This is a genomic window from Burkholderia anthina (genome assembly GCF_902498995.1).
In the GTDB taxonomy this organism is placed as follows: domain Bacteria; phylum Pseudomonadota; class Gammaproteobacteria; order Burkholderiales; family Burkholderiaceae; genus Burkholderia; species Burkholderia anthina.
The window spans coordinates 25,855-50,558 of the sequence record NZ_CABVLY010000013.1; the positions used below are offsets into that span (position 1 = coordinate 25,855).

Genomic DNA, 24,704 nt, shown 5'->3' on the forward strand with positions numbered 1-24,704 from the left:
GGCAAGCAGCGGACGAACGTGCGCGCCCCGTCATGACTGCAGCCGCTTGAGCCGGCGATACAGCGTGGCGCGGCTGATCCCGAGCGTCTGCGCGGCGGCCGCGACGTTGCCGTCGTGACGCGCGAGCGATTCGCGGATCAGATCGTCCTCGTGGCGGCGGATCAGCCCGAACGACGCGTCGGGCGACGGGCACACGCCGTCGATGAAGCCGTCGCACAGATGATCGAGGCCCAGCACGTCGTCGTGCTCGTCGCGCACTGCAAGCGCCGTGCGCAGCACCATCTCGAGCTGGCGGATGTTGCCGGGCCAGCGATGCTGGCGGAACACGTCGGCGAGCTCCGCATCGATGCTCACGTGCGGCGCGCCGAGCCGCGCGAGCAGCGCGGTGACGATCAGGTCGACGTCGTCGCGTTCGCGCAGCGCGGGCAGCAGCACGTTGACACCGTGAATCCGGTAGTAGAGGTCTTCGCGGAAGCTCTTGTCGCGCACCATCGTCTGCAGGTCGCGGTGGGTCGCGCAGATCACCGCGATGTCGATGGCCTGCTCGTCGCCCGCGCCGAGCGGCGCGACCTTGCGTTCCTGCAGCACGCGCAGCAGGCGCGCCTGCAGGTGCAGCGGCATGTCGCCGATTTCGTCGAGAAACAGCGTGCCGCCGTGCGCCTGCATCAGCCGGCCCGTCATTCCGCCCTTGCGTGCGCCGGTGAATGCGCCGTCGCGGTAGCCGAACAGCTCCGACTCGATCAGCCCCTCGGGGATCGACGCGCAGTTCACCGCGACGAACGGCTTGCCGGCGCGCAGGCTCGCATCGTGCAGCGCGCGTGCCACGACTTCCTTGCCGGTGCCGGTTTCGCCCTGCACGAGCACGGGCAGCCCGTTGTTGAGCCCTTGCCGCGCCATCGTCAGCGCGCGCAACAGGCGCGGCTGGCGGCCGGCGAGGGCCGCCAGCGCCTGGGTGCCGGCTTCGCCGCGCGCATTGGCTGCCGGTGCCGAAACGCGTTCGCGTACGGCCGGCACGGCCATCGTGCGCGGCAGGCGCAGCGCCTTGCAGTGGAACGCGGCGTCGACGCCTTCGACGCGCAGCATTCCGCCTTGTTCGGCGAAGGCGACGAACGACGGCGCGCGGGCGGGCGATGCGCTTTCGCAGCGGCGGCCGACGAGTGCGTCGCGCGCGGCGCCGAGCAACTCGCACGCATGCGCGTTCGCGGCGACGATGCGCCCGTCTTCCGACACGGCGAGCACGCCGCTCCAACTGGAGCCGAGATACGTGCGGCGCGGATGAAAGACGAGCACGACGTGCTCGGGGAAATACGCATCGAACAGGCGCGTCTCGATGTGCGTGGCCGCTGCGCTCATCAGCATCGACATTCCGTCGAGCGTGAGCGGCAACTCGCCTTCGCGCGTGAGGTCGAGCACGCCGATCGGGTTGCCGTGCGGATCGCACAGCGGCAGCGAACGGCACGAGAAGCGGCTCAGCCGGCCGAGGAAATGCTCGCCGCTGTCGATCGCGACCGCGCAGCCTTCGACGAGCGCGGTGCCGAGCGCGTTGGTGCCGCGCAGCGATTCGCACCAGCTCGCGCCGGCGCGGATGTCGCCGATGCCGAGTGCGGCGAGCTGCCTCGCGTCGCCGTCGACCGACAGGATCGTTGCGCGCGCATCGGCCAGCAGGATCATGCCGTCGCGTCCGCAACGCTCGGCGAGGAATTCGAGTTCGGGTGCCGCCGCGTCGAGCAGCAGGCGGTTCGCGTCGCGCAGCTCGTCGAGATTGCAGAATTCATGCAGGTTCAGCCGCGCGTCGTCGTCCCAGCGCACGCCGTGTTCGAGGCTGCGCCGCCAGGACTGGTCGATTTCGATGCGCAGGCAGCCTTGCGGCAGCACGCCGTCGGAGCTGAGTCGTTCGCGAATCAGGCGGGTTGCCTGCAGCCGGTCCGGAAGTCGTTGGCCGGAAGGGAAGTAGTCTTGCACGTCGCCCCTCCTCAGGAGAATGTCGGGCCGTCCGATCCGGCGCGGCCGCACGCAAAAAGGCCCGCCGAGTCTGGCATAAGCCCGGGCATAAATCCATCCGGTCAAAAACCTAAGACCCAGGCGGGGCGCGGCGATGCGGGCGATTCGTGCTCGCGGGAGGGCCGTCTTCGGCGAGCGTGGCGGGGCGGCGCGCATGGCGGGCGAGCGGTGCGGATTTCGCGGGGCGGCGGCGCTCAGGCCCGCGGGCTGTACGCGTTGCACCAGCCGCCGTTCGCGACCCGTTTTCCGCCGAACAGCGGGCACGGCGCGTTCGGGTCGGCGGCCTTGCCCTGGTACAGGCCGCAGCGGCCGCAGTCCTGGCCCGGGGCATAGCGCGCGAACGCCGCGCGGTCCACGTGCGCGGCGTCGATGCGATAGCCGAGCGCTTTCGCGGCCGGATCGGTTTCGTCGAGCAGCGCCGGCGCGGCGCAGGCGGCGCGCGGCAGCGCGGCGGCCGACAGCAGGCCGGCGGCGGCGATCAGGAAGGTGCGGCGGGAAGCGGGGCGGCGGGGCATCGGGTGTCTCGTTGTCGTTATAGGCGGGGAACGGCGCGGAAGCATGCGGGGCAACATGCGCGCCGCGCGACCTCGCCGCGCGGCGCAAGCGTGACGCACGTCGGCGACGCGATCACACGTTCATCAGCACCGACTTCAACTCCGTGTAGTGCTCGATCGCGGCCGCGCCCATCTCGCGGCCGAAGCCCGACATCCGGTAGCCGCCGAACGGCAGCGCGGGGTCGAGCGCGCTGTGGCAGTTGACCCACACCGAACCCGAGCGGATTTTCGGGATCATCCGGTGCGCGGCCGACAGGTTGTTGGTCCAGATGCTCGCGCCGAGGCCGTAGCGCGTGTCGTTCGCGAGACGGATCGCGTCGTCGATCGTGTCGAACGGCATCGCGACCAGCACCGGGCCGAAGATTTCCTCCTGCACGAGCGGGCCTTTCTGGTCGACGTCGACGAGCACGGTCGGCTTCACGAAGTAGCCGGGGCCATACGCTTCGCCGCCGCACGCGAGCTGCGCGCCGAGTTCGCGGCCGCGCTCGATGTAGCCGGCCACGCGCTTTTGCTGCTTCGCCGAGATCAGCGGGCCCATGTCGACCGACGGATCGAGCGCATTGCCGAGCTTCATGTTGCTCGCGATGCCCGCGATGTCGCCCACCACGCGATCGAAGTGCTTGCGCTGCACGTACAGGCGCGAACCCGCGCAGCACACCTGGCCGTGATTGAAGAAGATCGCGGTGGCCGCGCCCGAGGCCGCGACGGCCGGGTCCGCATCGTCGCACACGATCGTCGGCGACTTGCCGCCGAGTTCGAGCGTCACGCGCGTCATCGATTCCATCGCGGCCTTGCCGATCAGCTTGCCGACTTCGGTCGAGCCGGTGAAGGTCAGCTTGTCGACGTCGGGGTGGTGCGCGAGCGCCGCGCCCGCTTCGACGCCGGTGCCCGTGACGACGTTGAACACGCCGGCCGGATACCCGGCTTCCTGCACGAGCTCCGCGAGCCGCAGCGCGGTGAGCGGCGTTTCGTCGGCGGGCTTGAGCACCATCGTGCAGCCCGTTGCCAGCGCGGGGCCGAGCTTCCAGCACGCGAGCAGCAGCGGGAAATTCCACGCGACGATCGCGCCGACCACGCCCACGGCTTCGCGCCGGATGAAGCCGTGGAACTGGCTGTCGGGCATCAGCGGCATCGACACGTCGACGGTCGAGCCTTCGATCTTGGTCGCCCAGCCGGCCATGTAGCGCAGGAAGTCGATCGCGAGCTGCACGTCCATCACGCGGGCGATCTGTACGCTCTTGCCGTTGTTCACGCACTCGAGTTCGGCGAGCTGCTGCGCGTCGCGCTCGAACAGATCCGCGAGACGCCACAGCAGGTTCTGCCGTTCGCGCGGCCGCATGCGGCTCCACGCGGAATCGTCGAACGCCTGGCGCGCCGCGCGCACCGCGCGATCGACGTCGGCCGCGCCGGACGCCGGCACGCGACACAGTTCGTCGCCGGTCGCGGGGTTGTGGACGGCCAGGGTGGCGCCGCTTTCGGCGCTGCGCCACGCATCGCCGATCAGCATCGACGGCGTGCGTGCGATGAACGACTGGGTTTGCGGAAGTAACGACAACGTTGCCTGCATGAAAGCTCCTCGCTCATCGGGGTTCGGGTGCCGAGGCGAAAAGCAGCTTCCGTACCAACGGCCGCAGCGCGGCCTGCCTGCGCGCCGGGCGCGCCATGCGGCGCGGGGCGCGCGGCGTGCGTGTCGACGATGCCGGCCACGACCGGCCGTGCGCCGCGTTCGTGGCGCGACGTCTCAATTTGAGAATTCGCATGCAACGTGAGACGCGACATGCGGCACGCGCGCGGCCGGCCGGCGTGATGCAGCGGCCGCGAAGGCGCGCGAATGCCGATTTGGCGCGCCGGTTTGAATCGGGATTTTCCCGAGCGTTCGGCGGCAAAAGCGCGTGTTTTCCTTGTGGCAAACCCGGATCGGGCGATTGGCACGGCCTGTGCTTGAAGAGCATGAGACAAGCGCCGCAGCGCTGCATGCCGGACGATTCGAGACCCCACGTAAAGGAGCAGAGCCTTGTTCAAGACTTTCATTCGACGCAGCAGGCCGCCCCGCGCGGCCGCGGCCGTCGTGGCCGCCGGTGCGTTCGCGCTGGCCTCGGGCGCCGTGCAGGCGCAGGCCCAGGCCCAGGCGCCGCGCGACGCTCACGCGATCCTGAGCCAGACATGCGCGGCCTGTCACGCGGCCGAGTCGAAGGATTCGTGGAGCCGCATCAGCCATCAGCGCAAGACGCCGGAAGGCTGGCTGATGACGATCGCGCGGATGCAGACGATGCACGGCCTCACGATCAGCGACGACGAGCGCCGCATCCTCGTGAAGTACCTGTCGGATACGCAGGGCCTCGCGCCGTCGGAGACGAAGGATTTCCGCTATGCGCCCGAGCGCCGCCTGAACACGCAGGAGACCGTCAACAACGAGGCATTCAAGCAGATGTGCGCGCGCTGCCACTCGGCCGCGCGTCCGCTGCTGCAGCGCCGCCCGGTCGCCGAATGGGACAAGCTCGTGAACTTCCACCTCGGGCAGTGGCCGTCGATCGAGTATTCGGCGATGGGCCGCGACCGCGACTGGTTCAAGATCGCGCTGACCGAGATGGCGCCGATGCTCGCGAAGGACTATCCGTACGACAGCAAGGCGTGGACCGACTGGAAGCAGCATCACCCGCCCGCGACCGCGCTCGCCGGCACGTGGAGCTTCGGCGGCCACATGCCGGGCAAGGGCGACGCGTACGGCACGATGACCGTGAAGGGCGGCGCGGGCGACCGCTTCGACGTCGAGCTGAAGGGCCGCTTCGCGGACGGCAGCCCGCTCGCGGGCACCGGCACCGCGGTGCTCTATACGGGCTACGAGTGGCGCGCGAGCGTGAAGGTCGGCGACACGACGATGCGTCAGGTGCTGATGGCGAGCGACGGCACGCTGCGCGGCCGGATGTTCGACGACGCGCACGACGAGCGCGGCCTCGATTTCAACGCGGCGAAGCTCGGCCAGCCGCAGATCGTCGCCGTGCAGCCGGCCTACGTGAAGGCGGGCGGTGAGACCGACGTGACGATCGTCGGCGCGAACCTGCAGGGCACGCCCGCGTTCGGCGCCGGCGTGACCGTCGCATCGGTGCTCGAACGCACGCCGGAATATGTGCGAGTGCGCGTGAAGGCCGCCGACGGCAGCGCGGCCGGCGCACGCCGCGTGAGCGTCGGTGCAGCGCACGCGGATGGCTTCGCGGTCTATCGCGAGATCCGCGACGTGAAGGTCGAACCCGACTTCGCGGTCGCGCGCATCGGCGGCAACGGCGGCTCGACGCCGAAGGTCGAAGGGCGTTTCGACGCGGTGGCATGGGGCGTCGACGGCGCGGGCAAGCCGTTCCGCATCGGCGTCGTGCCCGCGCAATGGTCGGTCGCGCCGTTCGACGATCAGTCGAAGGGCGATCGCGACACGCAGTTCGCCGGCACGATGCAGGCGTCGACGGGCATCTTCACGCCGGGCAACGCGGGCCCGAACCCCGCGCGCCGGATGGGCACCAACAACACGGGCAACCTGAACGTCGTCGCGACGGTGACGGACGGCTCGCGCACGGTGACGGGCACCGGGCACATGATCGTCGCGGTGCAGCGCTGGAACAATCCGCCGCTGCCCTGACCGGTCCGCATGCCTTTGCGCCGGGCCGCCGCGCGGCCCGGTCCGAATCCGACGAATGCAAGGAGAATCCGATGAGCGCCCTGCTGAACGTGGTCGAACGTAACGTGCACGAAGTGCGCGTCGACGACGAGCGCCTGATGTTCCATGTGCCGAGCAGTTCGCTGTTCGCGGCCGATCGCGTGACGGCCGACATCATCGACGCGCTGCGCGCGAGCAGCTGCACGGCCGACGAATTGTTCGCGCGGCTGGCCGGCCGCTCGCCGCACGGCGAACTCGCCGAGACGCTCGGCGAGCTGATGGCCCTCGAGGTCGTCAGCGACGGCTCGCCGCTCACGCCCGAGATCGCGGTGAAGCGCGTCGAGCGCACCGCGATCGATACGGTCGTGCTGAACGTGAACACCGGCTGCAACCTGAGCTGTACGTACTGCTACAAGGAAGACCTCGACACGCCGTCCGCCGGGCGGCGGATGGACATCGACACCGCCAAGGCGTCGGTCGAGATGCTGCTGAAGGAGTCGCCCGACCTGCCGCGCTACACGGTCGTGTTCTTCGGCGGCGAACCGCTCAGCAACCGCAAGCTGATCGAGTGCATGGTCGAGTATTGCGAGCTGCGTTTCGGTGCGCTCGGCAAGCAGGTCGAGTTCGTGATGACGACCAACGCGACGCTGCTGACCGAGGACATCATCGACTGGCTCGACGCGCATCGCTTCGGGTTGTCGATCAGCATCGACGGGCCGCGCTCGATCCACGACCTGAACCGCCGCACGGTCGGCGGCGCGGGCACCTACGACGTCGTGCGCCGCAAGGTCGAGATGCTGCTCGAGCGCTACCGCAGCCGCCCGGTCGGCGCGCGCGTGACGCTCACGAGCGGCGTGACCGACATCGAAGGCATCTGGGATCACCTGTTCAACGAACTCGGCTTCGCGGAAGTCGGCTTCGCACCGGTCACGTCGGGGCAGCTCGACACGTTCAACCTGCAGCCGGCCGAACTTGCTCAAGTATTCGCGAACATGAAGGCGCTCGGCCGCCGTTACCTGGCCGCCGCGCTCGAGAACCGCAACATCGGCTTCTCGAACCTGCATCAACTGATCACCGACCTGCACGAAGGGCACAAGAAGTCGCTGCCGTGCGGCGCGGGGCTCAAGATGCTCGCGGTCGATCACAAGGGCGACCTGAACCTGTGCCACCGCTTCACGGGCTCGACGCTGCCGACCTTCGGTAACGTGCATGAAGGCGTCGCGCAGGCGGAACTCAACGACTTCCTGTCGCAACGCCTCGATCGCAGCGGCACCGGCTGCGAAACCTGCCGCATCCGCAACCTGTGCTCGGGCGGGTGCTATCACGAGAGCTACGCGCGCTACGGCGACCCCGCGCATCCGACCTATCACTACTGCGAGCTGATGCGCGACTGGATCGATTTCGGTATCGAGGTCTACAGCCGGATCATCGCCGGCAACCCGGCGTTCATCGACAACCACATCACTCCGCGCAAGGCGAACTGACATGAAACATCTGAAGCCGCTCAACAACAAGGCGAGAAAGCTCGAGGAGGCCGCGCAGCAGGATCGCCTCGAGGAAGTCGTGGCGATGACGTCCGTCGCGGGCTGCACGTCGACGACCGATCCCGGCTGGGAAACGGACGTGTTCGGCGGAGTGGCGTCGCTGTGCCAGCCGATGGAAGCCGACCTGTACGGCTGCTCCGATCCGTGCTGGTGGCCCGCGCAGGTGCCCGACATGATGAGCACCTATCCCGACTGGAACAAGCATGCGGCCGATTCCGGCGCGGACTGGCGCCAGCTCGGCAGCGTGTTCCCCAAAGACAAGTGATCCACCCGGCACCGATCAAGGATTCTCCATGCGATTCACGACACCCCTGAGCCGCGCGTTCCTCGCCGCCGCGCTCGCATCGGCCGCGTCGCTGTCGGCCGCGGCCGGCGCGCCGCTGCAGGCCGGCCACGAGTACCTCGCCGTCACGAACTATCCGAACAACCTGACGGTGATCGACACGGGCACCGACAGCATCGCGAAGACCTGCACGCTGCCCGATGCGTTCGGCCCCGGCACGATCCAGATCAGCCCGGACCATACGCGCGCCTACGTGCTGAACAATCACTACGGCGACCTGTACGGCATCGATCTCGATTCGTGCAAGACCGTGTTCCATGCGGATCTCGCGGAAGCCGGCAACGAGCGCGCGCGCGCGATGTTCTCGATCGGGCTGAGCCCGGACGGCAAGGAGATCTACAGCGTCGTCAATCCGACGAAACTGAACCGCGACAGCTACGAAGTGGAGTCGCCGCGCCTGCAGGTGTACCGCACCGACGGCGGGCTCGATGCGAAGCCGGTGCGCACGTTCCCGGCGCCGCGCCAGACGACGATGCTGCAGGCGGCCGACGACGGGTCGCTGTTCATCGTCGGCGCGGACATCTACCGGATGAACGCGCAGACCGGCAAGTACGACGTCGCGGTGCCGCTGCGCAACTGGAAGCGGCCGCTGCACGGCCAGCCGGACGTGCTGTACGTGTGGCCGCAGCAGCGTCCGCAGCACACGTTCAACCTGCTCTACACGGCCGACCGCTTCAAGGACGAGAAGAAGGATCCGGCATCCGCGCAGACGATGTACGGCTACATCGACATCGACCTGAAGACGGGCAACGCGACGGTCAAGGATTTCGCGCCGGTCACCGAGGTGTACTTCACGGGCGGCCTGTCGCCGAAGGATCCGAACGCGATGTACGGCGTGCTGAACCGGATCGCCAAGTACGACGTGAAGAGCGAGAAGCTGGTGGAAGCCGCGCCGCTCGATCATTCGTACTACTGCCTGTCGTTCAACCGCGAGGGCAGCAAGCTCTACCTTGCCGGCACCTTCAACACCGTCGCGGTGTACGACGCCGACACGCTGAAGAAGCTGAAGGACATTCGCGTGCCGGGCGGCGACATGGCGATCACGACCGCGCAGATCTTTACACGATGACGCGCGCGCCGGCCCGCGGGCCGGCGCCGCCGATCAGGAGACACACATGACCACCGCCATCGCCACCGGCGTGCCGCGCGACGGCCTGTCGATCGTGCGGGGCCGCACCGACGCGCCGCTGTCGGACGCGCCCGTCGCCGCGCTGCTGCGCGACACCGCCGCGCGCTTTCCGGCGCGGCCGGCCGTCGTGTTCCGCGAGCAGGGCATCCGCTGGGACTGGCGCACGTTCGCGCACGAGATCGACGTACTCGCGGCCGGCCTCGCCGCGCTCGGCATCGAAAAGGGCGACCGCGTCGGCATCTGGTCGCCGAACCGCGTCGAATGGCTGCTCACGCAGTTCGCGACCGCGCGCATCGGCGCGATTCTCGTCAACATCAATCCGGCCTACCGGCTCGCGGAACTCGAATACGCGCTGAACAAGGTCGGCTGCCGCGCGCTGATCGCGGCCGAGCAGTTCAAGTCGTCGAAGTACCTGGAAATGCTGCAGGCGCTGGCGCCGGAACTCGCGCATTGTGCGCCGGGCGAGCTGCATGCGGCGCGGCTGCCGACCCTGCGCACGGTCGTGTCGATGGGCGAGGTCGCGCCGGCCGGGATGTTCCGCTTCGCGGACGTGATGGCGCGCGGCCGCGACACGCTCGATGTCGCGGCGCTCGATGCGATCGGCGCGACGCTTGCTGCCGCCGATCCGATCAACATCCAGTTCACGAGCGGCACGACCGGCAGCCCGAAGGGCGCGACGCTCACGCATCGCAACGTCGTCAACAATGCGCGTTTCATCGCGATGGCGATGCGCTTCACCGAGCAGGATTCGCTGTGCATTCCGGTGCCGCTGTATCACTGCTTCGGGATGGTGCTGGCGGTGCTCGCGTGCGTGTCGACGGGGGCCGCGATGGTGTTCCCCGGCGAGGCGTTCGACCCGGTCGCGACGCTCGCGGCGGTGGCCGACGAACGTTGCACCGCGCTGCACGGCGTGCCGACGATGTTCATCGCGGAACTCGATCATCCGGCGTTCTCGACGTTCGACCTGTCGACGCTGCGCACCGGCATCATGGCCGGTTCGCCGTGCCCGATCGAGACGATGAAGCGCGTCGTGTCGCAGATGCACCTGTCGGAAATCACGATTGCATACGGGATGACGGAGACGAGCCCCGTGTCGTTCCAGAGCTCGACCGACGATCCGCTGGAGAAGCGCACGACGACGGTCGGGCGCGTGCAGCCGCATCTGGACGTGAAGATCGTCGATCCGGACGGGCGCATCGTGCCGGTCGGTGCGACGGGCGAGCTGTGCACGAAGGGCTATTCGGTGATGCTGGGCTACTGGGACGACGATGCGAAAACGCGGGAAACGATCGTCGACGGCTGGATGCACACGGGCGATCTCGCGACGCTCGATGCGGACGGCTACTGCAACATCGTCGGCCGGTTGAAGGACATGGTGATCCGCGGCGGCGAGAACATCTATCCGCGCGAGATCGAGGAATTCCTGTTCAGGCATCCGAAGATCCAGAGCGTGCAGGTGTTCGGCGTGCCGGACGCGAAGTACGGCGAGGAGCTGTGCGCGTGGATCGTGCTGCGCGCGAACGAGCAGATGGCCGAGGACGATGTGAGGGCGTTTTGCCACGGCCAGATCGCGCATTACAAGATCCCGAAGTACGTCTGTTTCGTCGACGAATTGCCGATGACGGTGACCGGCAAGGTGCAGAAGTTCGTGATGCGCCAGCAGATGATCGACGCATGGGGGCTGAAAGCCGCCGATACCGCGTAGTTGTCCGGCGGCGGCCATGCCGCCCGCCGCACTGCGCCGCGTCTGCCCAACCGCCCGCCCGCTGGGCGGTTTTCCTGCCGCCGCGCCCGCCCGGGGTAAAATGCGCGCCACGCCGCGATGCCGCGCGCGCCGGGCCTGCCGCCATTCCGACGAACGGCGCACCGCCGCGCCGCGCGCCCGCACCGGGGCGTTCGAAGCGTCCCCCGCAAGACAAGCCGCGCGATGCAGCCGGCCCGCCCGACAGGCACCCGACGAACGAATCGGCGGCCGCGTCGGGGCCCGGCGCGTCATCCGGATTCGATGTCCCATCCTGCGCTTTCCCGATCGATCGGCCCGCATGCGGCCGCATCGTCCGATTCGTCTGATGAATGTCGTGTCGACGCGCGCGCCCGGAGATTCGCCGGGCCCGTCGCGGATTCGTTCGCGGGATCGCGCTTCGCAGCTTCGTAACGTGTTTCGACAGGGTCGAGTGGCGAGTTTTCCATCCAGAACAATGACGGTAAATAGAACAACAGCGTTGTCCGTACGACGGCGGCGCGCGAAGGTCGGGCTTGGCGTCGGTCTCGGCATCACGCTTTTCGCGGCGCAGGCTGCCGCGGCGCAGGGAGACGCACCGGCGCCGGACGCCGATACGGCGGGCAGCGCGACGCTGCCGGCGATCACGGTCAGCGGCGAGCGCGGCAGCGCGTTTCGCGCGCGCGACGCGTCGGTCGCGGGGCTCGACGACGCGCCGCTGCGCGACACGCCGGCCTCCGTCAGCGTCGTCACGCGCGCGCAGCTCGACGACCAGCAGGCCAGGCGCCTGAGCGACGTGGTGCGCAACGACGCATCGGTCGTCAACGACTATGCGCCGGTCGGCTACTACGAAGGCTTCGCGATCCGCGGCTTCCCGGTCGATCTTGCGAGCGCGATCCGGATCGACGGGCTCACCGTGTCCGGCGAGCAGAACGTGCCGCTCGAGAACAAGGAGCGCGTCGAGATCCTGAAGGGGCTGGCCGGCATCGACAGCGGCGTGGTGGCGCCGGGCGGCGTGATCAACTTCGTGACGAAGCGCTCGGCCAACGTCGCGAGCGTGACGACCGGCGTCGACAGCCGCGGCTCGACGTCGGCCGCCGTCGATCTCGGCCGCCGCTTCGGCCCGGACAACCAGTTCGGGTTCCGGATCAACGCGGCGAAGGAGAACATGCACTCGTACGTCGACGGCACGAACGGACGACGCACGTTCGGCTCGATCGCCGCCGACTGGGACATCAGCCCGCGCGCGAGCCTGCAGCTCAACGCGGAATTCCAGCAGTGGATCCAGCGTTCGGCACCGGGCTATCAACTGCTCGGCGGCACCGTCGTGCCGTCCGTCAACACGACGTCGAAGGCGCTCGGCACGCAGCCGTGGGCGAAGCCGGTGACGACCGACGCGCTGAACCTGAACGCGCGCTTCGACTACCAGTTCAACGACGCCTGGAAGGCGTACGTCGCCGTGGGCCGCAGCCGCACGATGATCGACGACAACAGCGCGTTCCCGTACGGTTGCTCGTACGCACCGAGCTGCGCGGCCGGCACGACGTCGCCGTTCTTCTTCGGCGCGAACGGCGACTACGACGTGTACGACTTCCGCAGCCCCGGCGAATATCGCCGCAACGACGACCTGCGCGCGGTGACGACGGGCAAGTTCGCGACCGGCCCGCTGCAGCACGAGCTGACGCTCGGCGTGAGCGTGCAGCGCCGCGTCGTGCACATGGCCGACGCCGTGTACGACTACGTCGGCAGCGAGAACGTCTACGGGCCGGACGTCACGTTCGCGCCGTCGCCGAATACGGCCGGGCCGTCGTATCCGCAACTCGACGCGTGGCAGTACGGCGTGTTCGGGCTCGATCGCATCAGCATCGGCGAACACTGGCAGGTGCTCGCGGGCGGCAAGGAAGTGCTGCTGCGCCAGCGCAGCTGGGACAGCCTCGACGGCGACGCGACGCACACCGACCGCTCGGTGTTCCTGCCGCAGGTCGCGCTCGTCTACAAGCCGGTGAACGTGCTGTCGCTGTATGCGTCGTACAGCAAGGCGCTGTCGCTCGGCGACCAGGCACCGGTGCGTGCGACCAACGCGTATGCGTTCCTGCCGCCCGTCGAATCGCACCAGTTCGAGCTCGGCGCGAAATACGACTGGCTCGACCGGCTGAGCCTCACGGCGGCCGTGTTCTCGATCAGCAAGCCGTTCCAGTTCGCCGATCCCGATGCGTCGGGCACGGGTTATACGTTCGTGCAGCGCGGCACGGAGCGCCACCAGGGGATCGAGCTCGGCGCGGCCGGCCGGCTGACCGAGCGGCTGTCGCTGACGGCCAGCGTCGCGGCGATCCGTGCGCGCGCGTACGATTCGGGTTCGCCGGCGTACGAAGGGCACCAGATCATCAACGTGCCGGCGCTGCGCGCGTCGCTGTATGCGGACTACGCGGTGCCGGGCGTCGCGGGCCTGAACGTGCTCGGCGGCGTCGAGTATAGCGCCGCGCGCAACGCGAACGAAGAGGGCACCGCGCGCGTGCCGTCGTGGTTCGTGTTCAATCTCGGCGCGCGCTATACGACCAGGATCGGCGGCCATCGCACGGTGCTGCGCGTGTCGGTGGACAACCTGTTCAACAAGTTCTACTGGCGCGACGCGGGCGAGCAGCAGGGCGACGCGTACCTGTTCCCGGGCGCGCCGCGCACCGCGCGCGTGTCGTTGACCTATGATTTCTGATCGTCGGGATCCGGCCGCATGATGCGCGGCCCCGGCAGCCAACCAGGAGAGCACAGACGATGTCCCCACTCGAAATCGCCGGCGTGATCGTCAGCGCCCTCGCGATCTGGCTGACCGCGAAGCGGCGCATGCTGTGCTGGCCGGTCGGGCTCGCGTCGGTCGCGCTGTACGGCTGGATCTTCTTCGACGCGAAGCTGTATTCGGACATGCTGCTGCAAGGCGCGTTCGCGGTGCTGCAGGTGTACGGCTGGCGGCGCTGGATCGCGCAACGCACGCTCGAGGCGAGCGGCGGTGCGGCGCTCGCAGGCGACGTCGCGCCCGTCACCGGCGTGCGGCCGCGCCAGATGCTGCCCGACCTGATCGCGGCCGTGGTCGGCAGCGCGCTGCTCGGCGGGATGATGGCGCGCTGGACCGATGCGGCGCTGCCGTTCGTCGATGCGTCGTTGACCGCGTTCAGCCTCGTCGCGCAATACTGGACCGCGCGGCGCTACATCGCGTCGTGGGGGCTGTGGATCGTCGTGAACGTCGTGTATGTCGGGATGTTCGTGTTCAAGGAACTGTATCTGACGGCCGGACTCTATGCGCTGTTCATCGCGCTCGCCGTCATCGGCTGGCGCGACTGGCGCCGGACGGCCGACGCGCTGCGCGCGGCGGCGAGCCCGGCGGGCTGATTCACTACGGAGCAACGTCGTCCATGTCATTTCCTCTCGAGCCGGATGCGCCGGCATCGCGTGAGCGCGCCGATGCGCGCGAGGTCGCGCCGCCGCAGTTCGGCGTCGACGGCGAACAGGCCGAACGCGACTGGCCGCTGATGACGCACGACGAAGTCGCGGCCGTGCTTGCGCGCATCGATGGCGTCGGCGCGCCCGCGCGCCTCACGTGGCACAGCCCGCGGCCGTTCTCGGCGGCCGTGCTGGTGCGCACGACCGACGAGCGCGCGCTGTTCGTCAAGCGTCATCACGTGAGCCTGCGCGACGTCGCGGGGCTCGAGGAAGAGCATCGCTTCATCGCGCATCTGCGCGAGCGCGGCGTGCCGGTGGCGGACGTGCTCGCCGGTCGCGACGGCGCGACCGCGTTCGCATCCGGCGACTGGACGTATGAGATGCACGTGGTCGCGCCGGGTGTCGATGCGTACCGCGGCGTGATGTCGTGGAAGCCGTTCACGCATCCGTCGCATGCGTACGCGGCCGGCCGCGCGCTGGCCGAGCTGCATCGCGCATCGGCCGGCTACGACGCGCCGGCGCGGCCGGTGCGCCCGCTGCTGTCGAGTTTTCGCGTGCTGTCGTCGGGCGATCTTGCCGGTGCGCTCGAACGCTGGGTCACGGCGCAACCGTTGCTCGTCAAGGCGCTCGGTGCGCGCGACTGGCGCGGCGACGTTGCGAACGTCATCGGCCCGTATCACGCGCGCCTCGTGCCGCTGCTGCCTGCGTTGCCGCCGCTGTGGACGCATGGCGACTGGCATGCGTCGAACCTGCTGTGGACCGGTGCCGGGCCGGGTGCGGAGGTGCGGACGGTGCTCGACTTCGGTTTGGCGGATCGTACCTGCGCGGTGATGGACGTCGCGCTCGCGATCGAGCGCAACACGGTCGACTGGATGGCGCCGGCCGAGGCGCGTCGTGTCGAGTACGAACAGATCGCCGCGCTGCTCGACGGCTACGAGTCGCTCGAACCGCTGAGCGACGATGCGCATGCGGCGCTGGTCGCGCTGCTGCCGATCGTGCATACGGAATTCGCGCTGTCGGAAGTCGCGTATTTCGGCTGTATCGTCAACGCGCCCGATATCGTCGACGTGGCGTACGACGGTTATCTGATCGGGCATGCGCAATGGTTCGGCGAACGCGACGGGCGGCAACTGCTCGACTGGCTGGTGCAGCGTCGGCGTGAGAAGCGGGGCGGCGCCTGACGGGCGTGCGCGTGCCGGTGCTTTCAGCGTATGCATGCGGATCGCCGGAACTTCTTCCTTTCGTGCGGCGACCGCAGGCTCGCTGCAACCCGGCACTGCGCGGCACGCGCTCGATGCGAAGTCGCGCGGCTACGCGCTCGGCAAGTTCAGCTTTCCTGACGTGCGTGACGTGCAGCGCACGCAGTTCCAGGGCCAATTGCGATACGTGCGCGCGCTCGCTCGCCGATGCCCACGCGGCCCGTGCCGACATCGGCGGCTCTTTCCACGACGGCTCATGCCTCGCTGTATCCGATAGCGCTACAGGCGCTGCCGGAAGTTCCGGCTTGCATACTGGCGCTGGTCCGGCGTGATTGCTTGCCCTGACGTTCCATCTGAAGCCGCCGCACCCAGCGGCGCAGCACGGCGAACTGGCTGCATGCCGGCGCGGCATCCACTCACGCGTGCGTTGGCCCATGCACACCGGCCAGCTCGAAGGCCTCAACACCCGTGTCAACATGAACGTGTGGCCTACGGTTACCGTGACAGCGCCTGCTTCTCCTGGAGATCAAGGCTGCCTATCCCGGTAATCCGGGAAGAACCCATTTTGGGCAATTGTCAGGTCAATCGGCTGTAGAATCGACCAGAACGGTATGTCAAATCAATGACGATAAACAGGCGAAAACAATAAAAAGGGACTGAATATGGATGCGCAGGACATCGTGAGAGCGATTCAGGGCGGGTTGATCCAGCATGAGAGACTGGTCAAACTTGATACCCCGCTCGGACCTGACGTGCTGTTGCCGCAGCGTGTCGCAGGATGGTCGCGCATTGGTCGGCATTTTGAGTACACACTCGATGTTCAGTCGAGCAGCAGCAGTATCAAGCTCAAACAACTCATTGGCCAACCCGTCACCCTCTGGCTTCAGCAGGCCAATAAATCCTATCTTCCCCGCCACGGCTATGTATATTCGGTCAGACGGCTTGGATCAGAAGGTGGGTTGACCAGCTATCAAATTCGTTTTTCATCGTGGATGAATTTCCTTAAATTCCGCCGCGATCAGCGCATCTGGCAGGACAAGGCGGTCGATGAAATCCTGACCGACGTTTTCAATGCGCATTCCCAGGCGAAAGGCCAGTTCAACTTCGCGATTTCGAGACCGCTCGATCCACGGTCATACTGCACGCAATATGAGGATGACTGGACCTTTGTCCACCGTCTAATGGAAGCGGAAGGACTGTTCGGTATCTGGAAACAGGCCGAAGACGGCAAGGCACATACGTTGACCATCACAGACCGTCTTGACACTTGCGAACCGCTTACGACGCAGACTGCTCGGTTTTCGCGAGACGGCATGAACAGCGAGATTGACGCGCTGCTGCACTGGTCGGGCATGCGCAGTCTGCATAGCGCGGTGCTGGCGACGCGCACGTTTGATTACAAGAGTCCATCATCACTCGGCAATCCGAAAGGCACGCATGTTCCAACGCTGTCGCACGAGCTGCCTGAGGAACTAGAGGTCTATGAATACACCGGCCCCTATACGTATCTCAAGGACGATCGCGGCGAGCATTTGACAAAAATCCGCATGGAGGAATGGGAGTCGGGCGCAAAACGGTTCTATGGCACGGGCGGGCTGCGTGAAGTCGACGCGGGCCGATGGTTCGAATTGACGGGACACCCGGAACATGACGGGGACTCCGCTGAAAGACGCCAGTTCGTGGTTGTCGAGGCTGCTTGGCTGATAGAAAACAATCTCCCAGGGTCAAGCCACCACGCGAATCTCCCCGGTAGCTTGCAAGTCAGGTTGGCCGACGCGGCGGCCAACCGTGATGAAAACGGTGCGGCAAGTGTGACACATTCCGACGGCTCCACGGGTTTCTACTTCGTCGAGATTGAAACGCAACGCAGGTCCGTTCCGTTCCGCAGTCCGTTTGAACACGACAGGCCTGTCATGCAATTGCAGACGGCAACCGTCGTCGGGCCGCAAGGTCAGGAAATCTATACTGATGAACTAGGCCGAGTGAAGGTCCAGTTCCACTGGGACCGGATCGGTCAGCGCAACGAGCGCAGCTCGTGCTGGGTGCGTGTCGCGCAGCCGTGGGCGAGTGGCGGCTTCGGCGGCATCCAACTGCCCAGAATCGGCGATGAGGTCGTCGTGTCGTTTCTCGATAGCAATCCAGACAGGCCGATCATCACGGCGCGTGTCGGGAACGGCACGAATCGGCCGCAATGGAACCTTCCGGATCAGCACCCACTATCGGGCTTCGTCAGCAAGGAAATCGGCGGCGTACAGAACAATGTCTGGTTGAAGGACGACACGCAAGGGCAGGTACAGACACAGATACGCAGTGACCATCTCGAGTCGGGTCTGCATGCGGGTTACATCACGCGCGTGAGTGAACCGGCTGGTCGCGGCGAGAAACGCGGAGAAGGCGTCGAGCTGCGCACCGATGGGAACGCTGCCGTGCGCGGTGCACGCGGGCTGCTGTTGACGACTCACCCGCGTCAAGGCGCGAGTGGTGACGCATTCAGCGTCGATGAAGTGAATCTTCAGTTGGCCAACGCCCAGGACACCGCAACGAGCCTTGCGCAGTCCGCGCAATCGGCGGGTGCGCAGGACGGCGAGCAAAAATCTGTTGCCGGAACGCTGAAGGCGCAGGCGAAGGGTATCCAGGGTGGCGGAACATTGAAGCAGTTCGATCAACCACACTTGGTGCTCGCAAGTCCCGCGGGTGTCGTCACGAGCACGCCGGAACTGATTCACGTCAGCAGCGGCAAGAGTACGTCCGTTACCGCTGGCGAGCATATGTCGGTCAGTACGGGCGGCGGCTTCTTCGCAAGCGCGCGCCGGGCGTTGCGTCTGTTTGTTGCCGAAGCCGGCATGCGGCTCGTTGCGGCGGCAGGCGATATCGATGTGAAGGCGCTGAAGGACAGTATCAACCTGTTGGCGAAACTGAACGTGACGGTAACAGCGAACAAAATTACCATCAGCGCCCAGCAGGAAGTCGAGATCAACGGTGGCGGCAGCTATACCCGCTGGACGTCTAGCCAAATCAAGAGCGGCACATCGGGTGGTTTTGAGGTGCACTCGGCGGCCCGTACTTTTACTGGGCCAGACAGCGTCAGTACGCCGAATATTCCAGCGCTGCCGCCGGAGAAGGAACAACTGCACTTCGCGTTGGGGGCACTTCCGGGCGGTGAGGCCCATCAGTACGTAAGCGAACCTTACGAACTGTATAAGGACGGGGCAAAGATCGACGACGGGGTGACCGACGAGTTCGGTCGCGTCGTGGTGAAGGATCACCAACCCGGTACGCCGGCCTATCAGGTCAAACTCGCCAACGGCAGCAAGTATGACCTGAAGGTGAAAGATGCGTTGCAGGGTGATCCCGATCATGCCGACCAGCGCAGCAATCGTGGCGAGCGTCTGGTCTGATTCCGATATCAATGCCCGTCAAATCACAGAGAAAAGAACATGGCACAGCTTCCTCTCGAAACTCATAACGCAGTAGATGTTGCCGTTGATGAAGCGGGCCGCGCAGCGCAAGGCGCTGTTCAGTGGCTTCTCGAAAAGGGCGTTGACAAGGATGTCGTGCCGACCACCGGCAACGATTTGCGGTTCTTCGTGTGCGGTGAGGAAGGGTTCAGGTCTATTGCAGCAGACATCATGGGCGCGCAGGGAACGGTCGACATTTGCTGCTGGGGATTCGATCCCGGAATGGAGATCTGGCGTGGTCCCGAATCGCCTCAGGGCGTTGGCGTCCCGAAGTTTGAAGGAAAACCTTCCCCCGTCACGCCTACTGCCGGTGTCTGGCCACGTGGGATCGTGTACGGAGCACTACTGGAAGAGATCACTCAACGCAAAGACAATCCCGTTACCGTGCGGTTGCTGATTTGGTTCGACCCCCGAGGATCGCGCAAGCAGAACAGCATGCCGGGATTCACGGATGTTCCGGTCAACGGGTGGACCAGTCCAATCCAAAAGACCGTGCAGCAGGCTCCGCCCTACGCGAATGCGAAGCGGACTCAGTGGTGCATTGACTGGTGGAACCGCAATTTGCCCGATGGCGAGAGCAAGGGCAGCGGTATCCTGACGAAGAATCAGCGACTACAGATTGTTCTGCGCGGTATTGCAAGCAAAGACGTCAAGTCGTTGATGAATACTCCACTGAAGGAAGAGGATGCGCCGAGCACCCACAGCGACAAAGGCGATTGGGGTTATGTGGATGAGAAGAATCTCCTCGAAGACTATGCGACGCATCATCAGAAACCTATCCTGATCGACTACGCTCGCCCCTACGATGGCAAGCAGGCAGTCGGCTATGTGATGGGGTTGAATTCCGTCACGGACTACTGGGATCGAACCGCGCATGAAATCGATGATCCGCTGCGGGAAGAATGGGCGCAATCGTACGTGGACGATGAGCACAAGCACGAGCAGGAAACACAGAATCCGACGGGTACCCTGAGCACTGCGCCTTATAAGCACGTGAATCCGTACCAGGATTACGCCACCCGGATAGTTGGGAGGGCATTGAAGCGACTGCACCAGAATTTCGAGCGTGGCTGGAACTTGTTCGCTCCCCCCGCTTGGCAAACGACCGAACACAAAGAACTGCCGCCCGGCATCAAGAGCCTGCCAGACGATCCCTCGTGCAAGGTACAGATCGTACGGACGCAGCCGCATGAGCATGAGAAGACGATCAAGAGCCTTTACTTTCAGGCAATGAGTTTCGCGCGCAACTACATTTACATGGAGAACCAGTATTTCTTCTATCCGGAATTTGCACGCCATCTGAAGGCGGAGCGAAAGCGTTTCCAGGATGCGTGGGCGAAACTGGCGAACAAGCCGCAGCAGCAGGCCCCGATGCTGCATCTGTTTGTGGTGACACCGCACCCGCAGGACCCCGGCATGATTCCACGTACCTACGACATGATGGCCGAACTGGGACACGGTGACGCCATGAAGGGGCAACATGACCTCGTCGCAGCGGGTAAAACACCGCAACAGTATAGGGATGCTCAGGGCAAAAATACTTTCCATCCGCAAAGCCTGAAGGAACTGCAAGACACGATCGGCCTGAAGGTCAGTATCGCCCGGCTACGCACCAGTGGCGTAGTGGGCGGCCAGATGGCCTACCGGGAAATCTACATCCATTCGAAGCTGATGATCATCGACGACGTATTCGTAACGCTGGGCAGCGCAAACATGAATCAGCGCAGCATGGCCGTCGACAGCGAAATCAATTTTGGTGCCACGGGTTCCGACTGGGCATCGAAACTTCGCTCGCGGGTGTTTCCTTTGCTCTCGGGTGACGCGACTCAAGGAAGTGGGGATCGGAATCAGGTGCCCATGGTCTACGATGACTGGGAGAAGCGCATGCATGACAATCTTATTGCCAAGATGAAGGGGAATAACATGCGGGGCTTCATTCTTCCGTTTGAAGATAGTCGCGCCAATACAATACTGCATGCACAGATAGACCTACCCTCGTCCTTCGACACTCCTCAAACTGCCTGATCGAGGTTGCCTGATGCCGATCGTTGTTATCTACAGAATTGTTTTTGCAGCCCTTGCTCTGTTTGCCATCAGCGTACACGCGGGGGAATTGTCTTCTTCGACTGTCAAATCAACTGCTGCCATGTCCGATCTCCCACGCTACGAAAAACTGCCCTTGTTCAATCCGCATCGGAAAAGCTTTACGTGCGTATATCAGAATCAGCATGTGCCGCCTGTTGATCCCCAGGCTGAGCTATGGTTCCAGCAGGCTCTCGCGCTCGACAATCCCGATGTTTACTATGAGAAACGTGACTATCTAAAGATCTACCAGCTCTATGTTCAGGCAGCCGATCGCGGTCACTGGAAAGCGATGCTCAACCTTGCTTCCCTGATCCTGAGTGACTATCCCGGCGTACCACAGCATGATCCGGAAGCTGCGATCAAATGGGTCGAGAAAGCGATGCAGTCGGGCGTACCCGATGCCTATGACATGATGGGCACCTATCACCTGAACGGGCTGATCAAGGGCGGCGATGCCACCAGCGCTTATGCATTTTTTCAACGTGCTGCGGACATGGGCAGTCCTGCAGCCCAAGCGTTTCTTGGTTTTAAGATGAGTGGTAGCTACGACAGTCCAGATGGTGAATTCTGGGGAAACTCGACTATTGGCTTGGAAATGCTACGGTGCTCCCTTGCTCAGGGTTATGGAGAGGCAGCCTATGACCTGGGCGGCTTGTACAAGGGAACTACACCTGAATCAAAGCTTCAGGCCCTCAAGGTTTTGCACGACGGTGTTAAGCTGGGCTGTGCAAAGTGCGCAAAAGATCTGGCATCCGAATTTCGCGGATTTGATTTGACTAGCGGAAATAATATCGTTGGCCATATCGACACAGCACGCGCCCAACGCTATTTCATGCTAGGGGATGCGCTGGAGCACTACAAAGGCCGTCTAAAACTTCCTAACCTGGACAAGGTTCTTCCGCTACCACCGGCGCCGCTCCCCAAGTGGGACGGGAATGCGAAAACGCTGATCGACGCGGCCAAGCCTGTCAGCCCGCCAGCAGTATTGCAAAAAAGCAGCGTGGGTGAGGGGCGATCATTCGTTCCCGATGGGCATGCGGTTGCTGCGCTCGATAGCAGCGCGCCAGCAATTACCGGTGATCAATCCGTTCCCAGGGCCGGTTATTGGCTGGCGCTGTACGGCTCGTCGACGCAACCGGACGCGCGGCTGATTGCCCGCTCTGGGCTGCCCGAGCGCTACGAAGCTGGTGAACGATTCGAAGCACCTTCTTATGACTGGTTGTCGCCGGATCGCGTGCAGTGGTATTACCTCGGTGAGGCATACCGCCTTCCGCCGCAGCGCACGGATTTTCTTGCAAACCTGATCGGCGCGGGACTGCTGCGGGAGGTCTCGCCGTCGGCAGGACCCCGATGTGCCGGAGATCGCGGTTGCCCGGAAACCGGGATTTGGGAAGGGCGCGTTGCAGTCGATCACCCGATGGCAGTGCTGTACAACCGCTGGGATCAGCAGGCTTTCGTCGAGAAGGGGCAAGCATTTCCCTCTGCCGGGAGCCGTTTCATTGACGTCGCCATGAGGGATGTGCAATGGACCTACCTAGGCAGTCCCAATACGGAAACTGGTATGCCGGGCATATACGCGATTGGTTTGTAAATGTCCGGTCCGCCGCTGCTGCACGCTAGAGAGGGAAACGAATGGTTCGTCAGGTCATTGTGGTGGGCGATACGCTCGCGCCGCATGGCGGCACTGTTACGACAGGTTCGCATGCCGATGTCATGGACGGCAAGGCGATCGCCCGCAAAGGCGATGTGGTCGAATGCAAGGAGCACGGAACGCAGACGATTGCTGAAGGAGACGCGAACGGCATGATTAGCGGCGCACCGGTTGCGTTGCATGGACATCGTGCGACATGCGGCTGCACGCTGGTGAGTCGTTCCGCCACTATTTCGTGGTCGTGAACGCGGCGGGACGAATCGGTCAGCATCCAACGAGTGCGAATACCCAAAGATTCGACGTCCCCGATTGCATTGCCGTTGCCGCGCTGTCGATCGGCGCGATGGTGCGGGGCGTGCGCTGTCGCATCCGCCGAGCAGGCCGCCAGCGTCGGCGATCACGTGAGCAACGCGAGTTCGCGATCGGTGTCATGGGGCCTCGGCTGTGAGCGTGCCGCACGCAGACGTCATGCGGCACGGCGGGTGCGTGCCGAAGGTTGCCCCCGGCCCCAACCGGGAATCGAACACCTTGAGGTCGTTGTAAGGTCAAGACATTTGGAGCGGGCGCACCGGCGAACCGGCCCGCCCGCCTCCGCTCACACCTGCGCGAGCGCCTGATCCAGATCGGCGAGCAAGTCGTCGATATGCTCGATGCCGATCGACAGCCGCACCGTTTCTTCCTTCACGCCGGCCTTCGCGAGTTCGGCCGGCGACAACTGCCGGTGCGTCGTCGAGGCCGGATGCGTCGCGAGCGACTTCGTGTCGCCGATGTTCACGAGCCGCGTGAACAGCTTCAGCGCGTCCTGGAACTTCGCGCCGCCGTCGCGGCCGCCCTTCACGCCGAACGTCAGGATGCCCGGCGCGCGGCCCGACAGGTAGCGCGCGACGAGCGGATGGTCCGGATGATCGGGCAGCCCCGCGTAGTTCACCCATTCGACGTTTTCATGGCGCGCGAGATGCTGCGCGATCTTCAGCGCGTTGTCGCCGATGCGCTCGACGCGCAGCGCGAGCGTCTCGATGCCCTGCAGGATCTGGAACGCGTTGAACGGCGAGATCGCCGCGCCCATGTTGCGCAGCGGCACCACGCGTGCGCGGCCGATATACGCGGCCGGCCCGAACGCTTCGGTGTAGACGACGCCGTGATAGCTGACGTCCGGCTCGTTGAGCCGCTTGAAGCGGTCCGCGTGCTGCGCCCACGGGAACTTGCCCGAGTCGACGATCGCGCCGCCGAGGCTCGTGCCGTGGCCGCCGAGATATTTCGTCAGCGAGTGCACGACGATGTCCGCGCCGTGCTCGAACGGGCGCAGCAAGTACGGCGACGGCACCGTGTTGTCGACGATCAGCGGAATCCCGTGGCGATGCGCGATGTCGGCGAGCGCGGCGATGTCGGTCACGTTGCCGAGCGGGTTGCCGACCGATTCCGCGAAGATCGCCTTCGTGCGTGCGTCGATCAGCGGCTCGAACGACGCGGGGTCGCGCGGATCGGCGAAGCGCGTCGTGATCCCGTATTGCGGCAGCGTGTGCGCGAACAGGTTGTAGGTGCCGCCGTACAGCGAACTCGCGGACACGATGTTGTCGCCCGCTTCCGCGATCGTCTGGATCGCGTACGTGACGGCCGCCTGGCCCGATGCGAGCGCGAGCGCGCCGATGCCGCCCTCGAGCGCGGCGATCCGCTGCTCGAGCACGTCCGTCGTCGGGTTCATGATCCGCGTGTAGATGTTGCCCTGGACCTTCAGGTCGAACAGGTCCGCGCCATGCTGGGTGTCGTCGAATGCGTACGCAACGGTCTGGTAGATCGGCACCGCCACCGCGCGCGTGGTCGGGTCGGGGCGATAGCCGCCGTGCACGGCGATGGTTTCGAGGCGCCAGTTCGAAGAGGCCTGATCGGTCATGGGTGCTCCGTATGTTGTTGTGATCGTCGAGCGATTATAGGAGCACGCGCG

The 24,704-nt window shown here is 65.3% G+C and carries 16 protein-coding genes; 12 read left to right on the forward strand and 4 right to left on the reverse strand.

Going from position 1 to position 24,704, the window contains the following annotated elements:
* Positions 1 to 30: 30 nt before the first annotated feature.
* From BME24068_RS17670 to BME24068_RS17680, 3 genes are all read right to left on the reverse strand, one after another.
* Positions 31 to 1,962, reverse strand: a complete 1,932-nt coding sequence (locus BME24068_RS17670) for a sigma-54-dependent Fis family transcriptional regulator (RefSeq protein WP_174926834.1) — start codon at positions 1,960 to 1,962, stop codon at positions 31 to 33.
* Between the two features lie 233 nt (positions 1,963 to 2,195).
* Positions 2,196 to 2,516, reverse strand: coding sequence for a high-potential iron-sulfur protein (locus BME24068_RS17675; RefSeq protein WP_174926835.1), 321 nt, complete (start codon positions 2,514 to 2,516; stop codon positions 2,196 to 2,198).
* A gap of 112 nt (positions 2,517 to 2,628) precedes the next feature.
* Positions 2,629 to 4,122 (reverse strand): aldehyde dehydrogenase family protein, encoded by a 1,494-nt coding sequence (locus BME24068_RS17680; protein ID WP_174926836.1) that lies wholly within the window; start codon positions 4,120 to 4,122, stop codon positions 2,629 to 2,631.
* Between the two features lie 447 nt (positions 4,123 to 4,569).
* Between BME24068_RS17680 and peaA the strand changes: the two genes are divergently transcribed.
* The 12 genes from peaA to BME24068_RS17740 all read left to right on the forward strand — a co-directional run bounded on the left by peaA (position 4,570) and on the right by BME24068_RS17740 (position 23,007).
* Entirely contained in the window at positions 4,570 to 6,183 is a 1,614-nt protein-coding gene (gene peaA, locus BME24068_RS17685; RefSeq protein WP_174926837.1) for a quinohemoprotein amine dehydrogenase subunit alpha, read from the forward strand.
* Between the two features lie 71 nt (positions 6,184 to 6,254).
* The gene (gene peaB / locus BME24068_RS17690) at positions 6,255 to 7,685 is read left to right on the forward strand and encodes a quinohemoprotein amine dehydrogenase maturation protein (RefSeq protein ID WP_174926838.1); all 1,431 of its coding nucleotides are present in this window, start codon (positions 6,255 to 6,257) and stop codon (positions 7,683 to 7,685) included.
* A gap of 1 nt (position 7,686) precedes the next feature.
* Positions 7,687 to 8,010 (forward strand): quinohemoprotein amine dehydrogenase subunit gamma, encoded by a 324-nt coding sequence (qhpC, locus tag BME24068_RS17695; RefSeq protein ID WP_174926839.1) that lies wholly within the window; start codon positions 7,687 to 7,689, stop codon positions 8,008 to 8,010.
* 28 nt (positions 8,011 to 8,038) lie between these two features.
* Positions 8,039 to 9,157, forward strand: a complete 1,119-nt coding sequence (peaD, locus tag BME24068_RS17700) for a quinohemoprotein amine dehydrogenase subunit beta (protein WP_174926840.1) — start codon at positions 8,039 to 8,041, stop codon at positions 9,155 to 9,157.
* A 46-nt stretch (positions 9,158 to 9,203) separates the two neighbouring features.
* A complete protein-coding gene (locus BME24068_RS17705; RefSeq protein ID WP_174926841.1) occupies positions 9,204 to 10,922 on the forward strand; it encodes an AMP-binding protein in 1,719 nt (572 codons plus the stop codon).
* 493 nt (positions 10,923 to 11,415) lie between these two features.
* Positions 11,416 to 13,647: a TonB-dependent siderophore receptor gene (locus tag BME24068_RS17710; RefSeq protein ID WP_174926842.1), complete on the forward strand. Its 2,232-nt coding sequence runs from the start codon at positions 11,416 to 11,418 to the stop codon at positions 13,645 to 13,647.
* Positions 13,648 to 13,706: 59 nt separating this feature from the next.
* Positions 13,707 to 14,318 carry a nicotinamide riboside transporter PnuC gene (gene pnuC / locus BME24068_RS17715; RefSeq protein WP_174926843.1) on the forward strand — a complete coding sequence of 204 codons (612 nt, stop codon included), beginning with the start codon at positions 13,707 to 13,709 and terminating at the stop codon, positions 14,316 to 14,318.
* A 23-nt stretch (positions 14,319 to 14,341) separates the two neighbouring features.
* On the forward strand, positions 14,342 to 15,550 hold the full coding sequence (locus BME24068_RS17720) for a phosphotransferase enzyme family protein (RefSeq protein WP_174926844.1): 1,209 nt from the start codon (positions 14,342 to 14,344) through the stop codon (positions 15,548 to 15,550).
* Positions 15,551 to 16,230: 680 nt separating this feature from the next.
* Positions 16,231 to 18,966: a type VI secretion system Vgr family protein gene (locus BME24068_RS17725; RefSeq protein ID WP_174926845.1), complete on the forward strand. Its 2,736-nt coding sequence runs from the start codon at positions 16,231 to 16,233 to the stop codon at positions 18,964 to 18,966.
* 39 nt (positions 18,967 to 19,005) lie between these two features.
* Positions 19,006 to 21,051: a phospholipase D-like domain-containing protein gene (locus tag BME24068_RS17730; protein WP_174926846.1), complete on the forward strand. Its 2,046-nt coding sequence runs from the start codon at positions 19,006 to 19,008 to the stop codon at positions 21,049 to 21,051.
* Positions 21,052 to 21,064: 13 nt separating this feature from the next.
* Positions 21,065 to 22,702, forward strand: a complete 1,638-nt coding sequence (locus BME24068_RS17735) for a tetratricopeptide repeat protein (protein WP_174926847.1) — start codon at positions 21,065 to 21,067, stop codon at positions 22,700 to 22,702.
* 41 nt (positions 22,703 to 22,743) lie between these two features.
* The gene (locus BME24068_RS17740; protein WP_174926848.1) at positions 22,744 to 23,007 is read left to right on the forward strand and encodes a PAAR domain-containing protein; all 264 of its coding nucleotides are present in this window, start codon (positions 22,744 to 22,746) and stop codon (positions 23,005 to 23,007) included.
* A gap of 350 nt (positions 23,008 to 23,357) precedes the next feature.
* Here the strand turns inward: BME24068_RS17740 and BME24068_RS17745 are convergent, their stop codons facing one another.
* Complete coding sequence (locus BME24068_RS17745; RefSeq protein WP_096505713.1) at positions 23,358 to 24,653, reverse strand: O-acetylhomoserine aminocarboxypropyltransferase/cysteine synthase family protein; 1,296 nt, start codon at positions 24,651 to 24,653, stop codon at positions 23,358 to 23,360.
* Positions 24,654 to 24,704 lie beyond the last annotated feature (51 nt).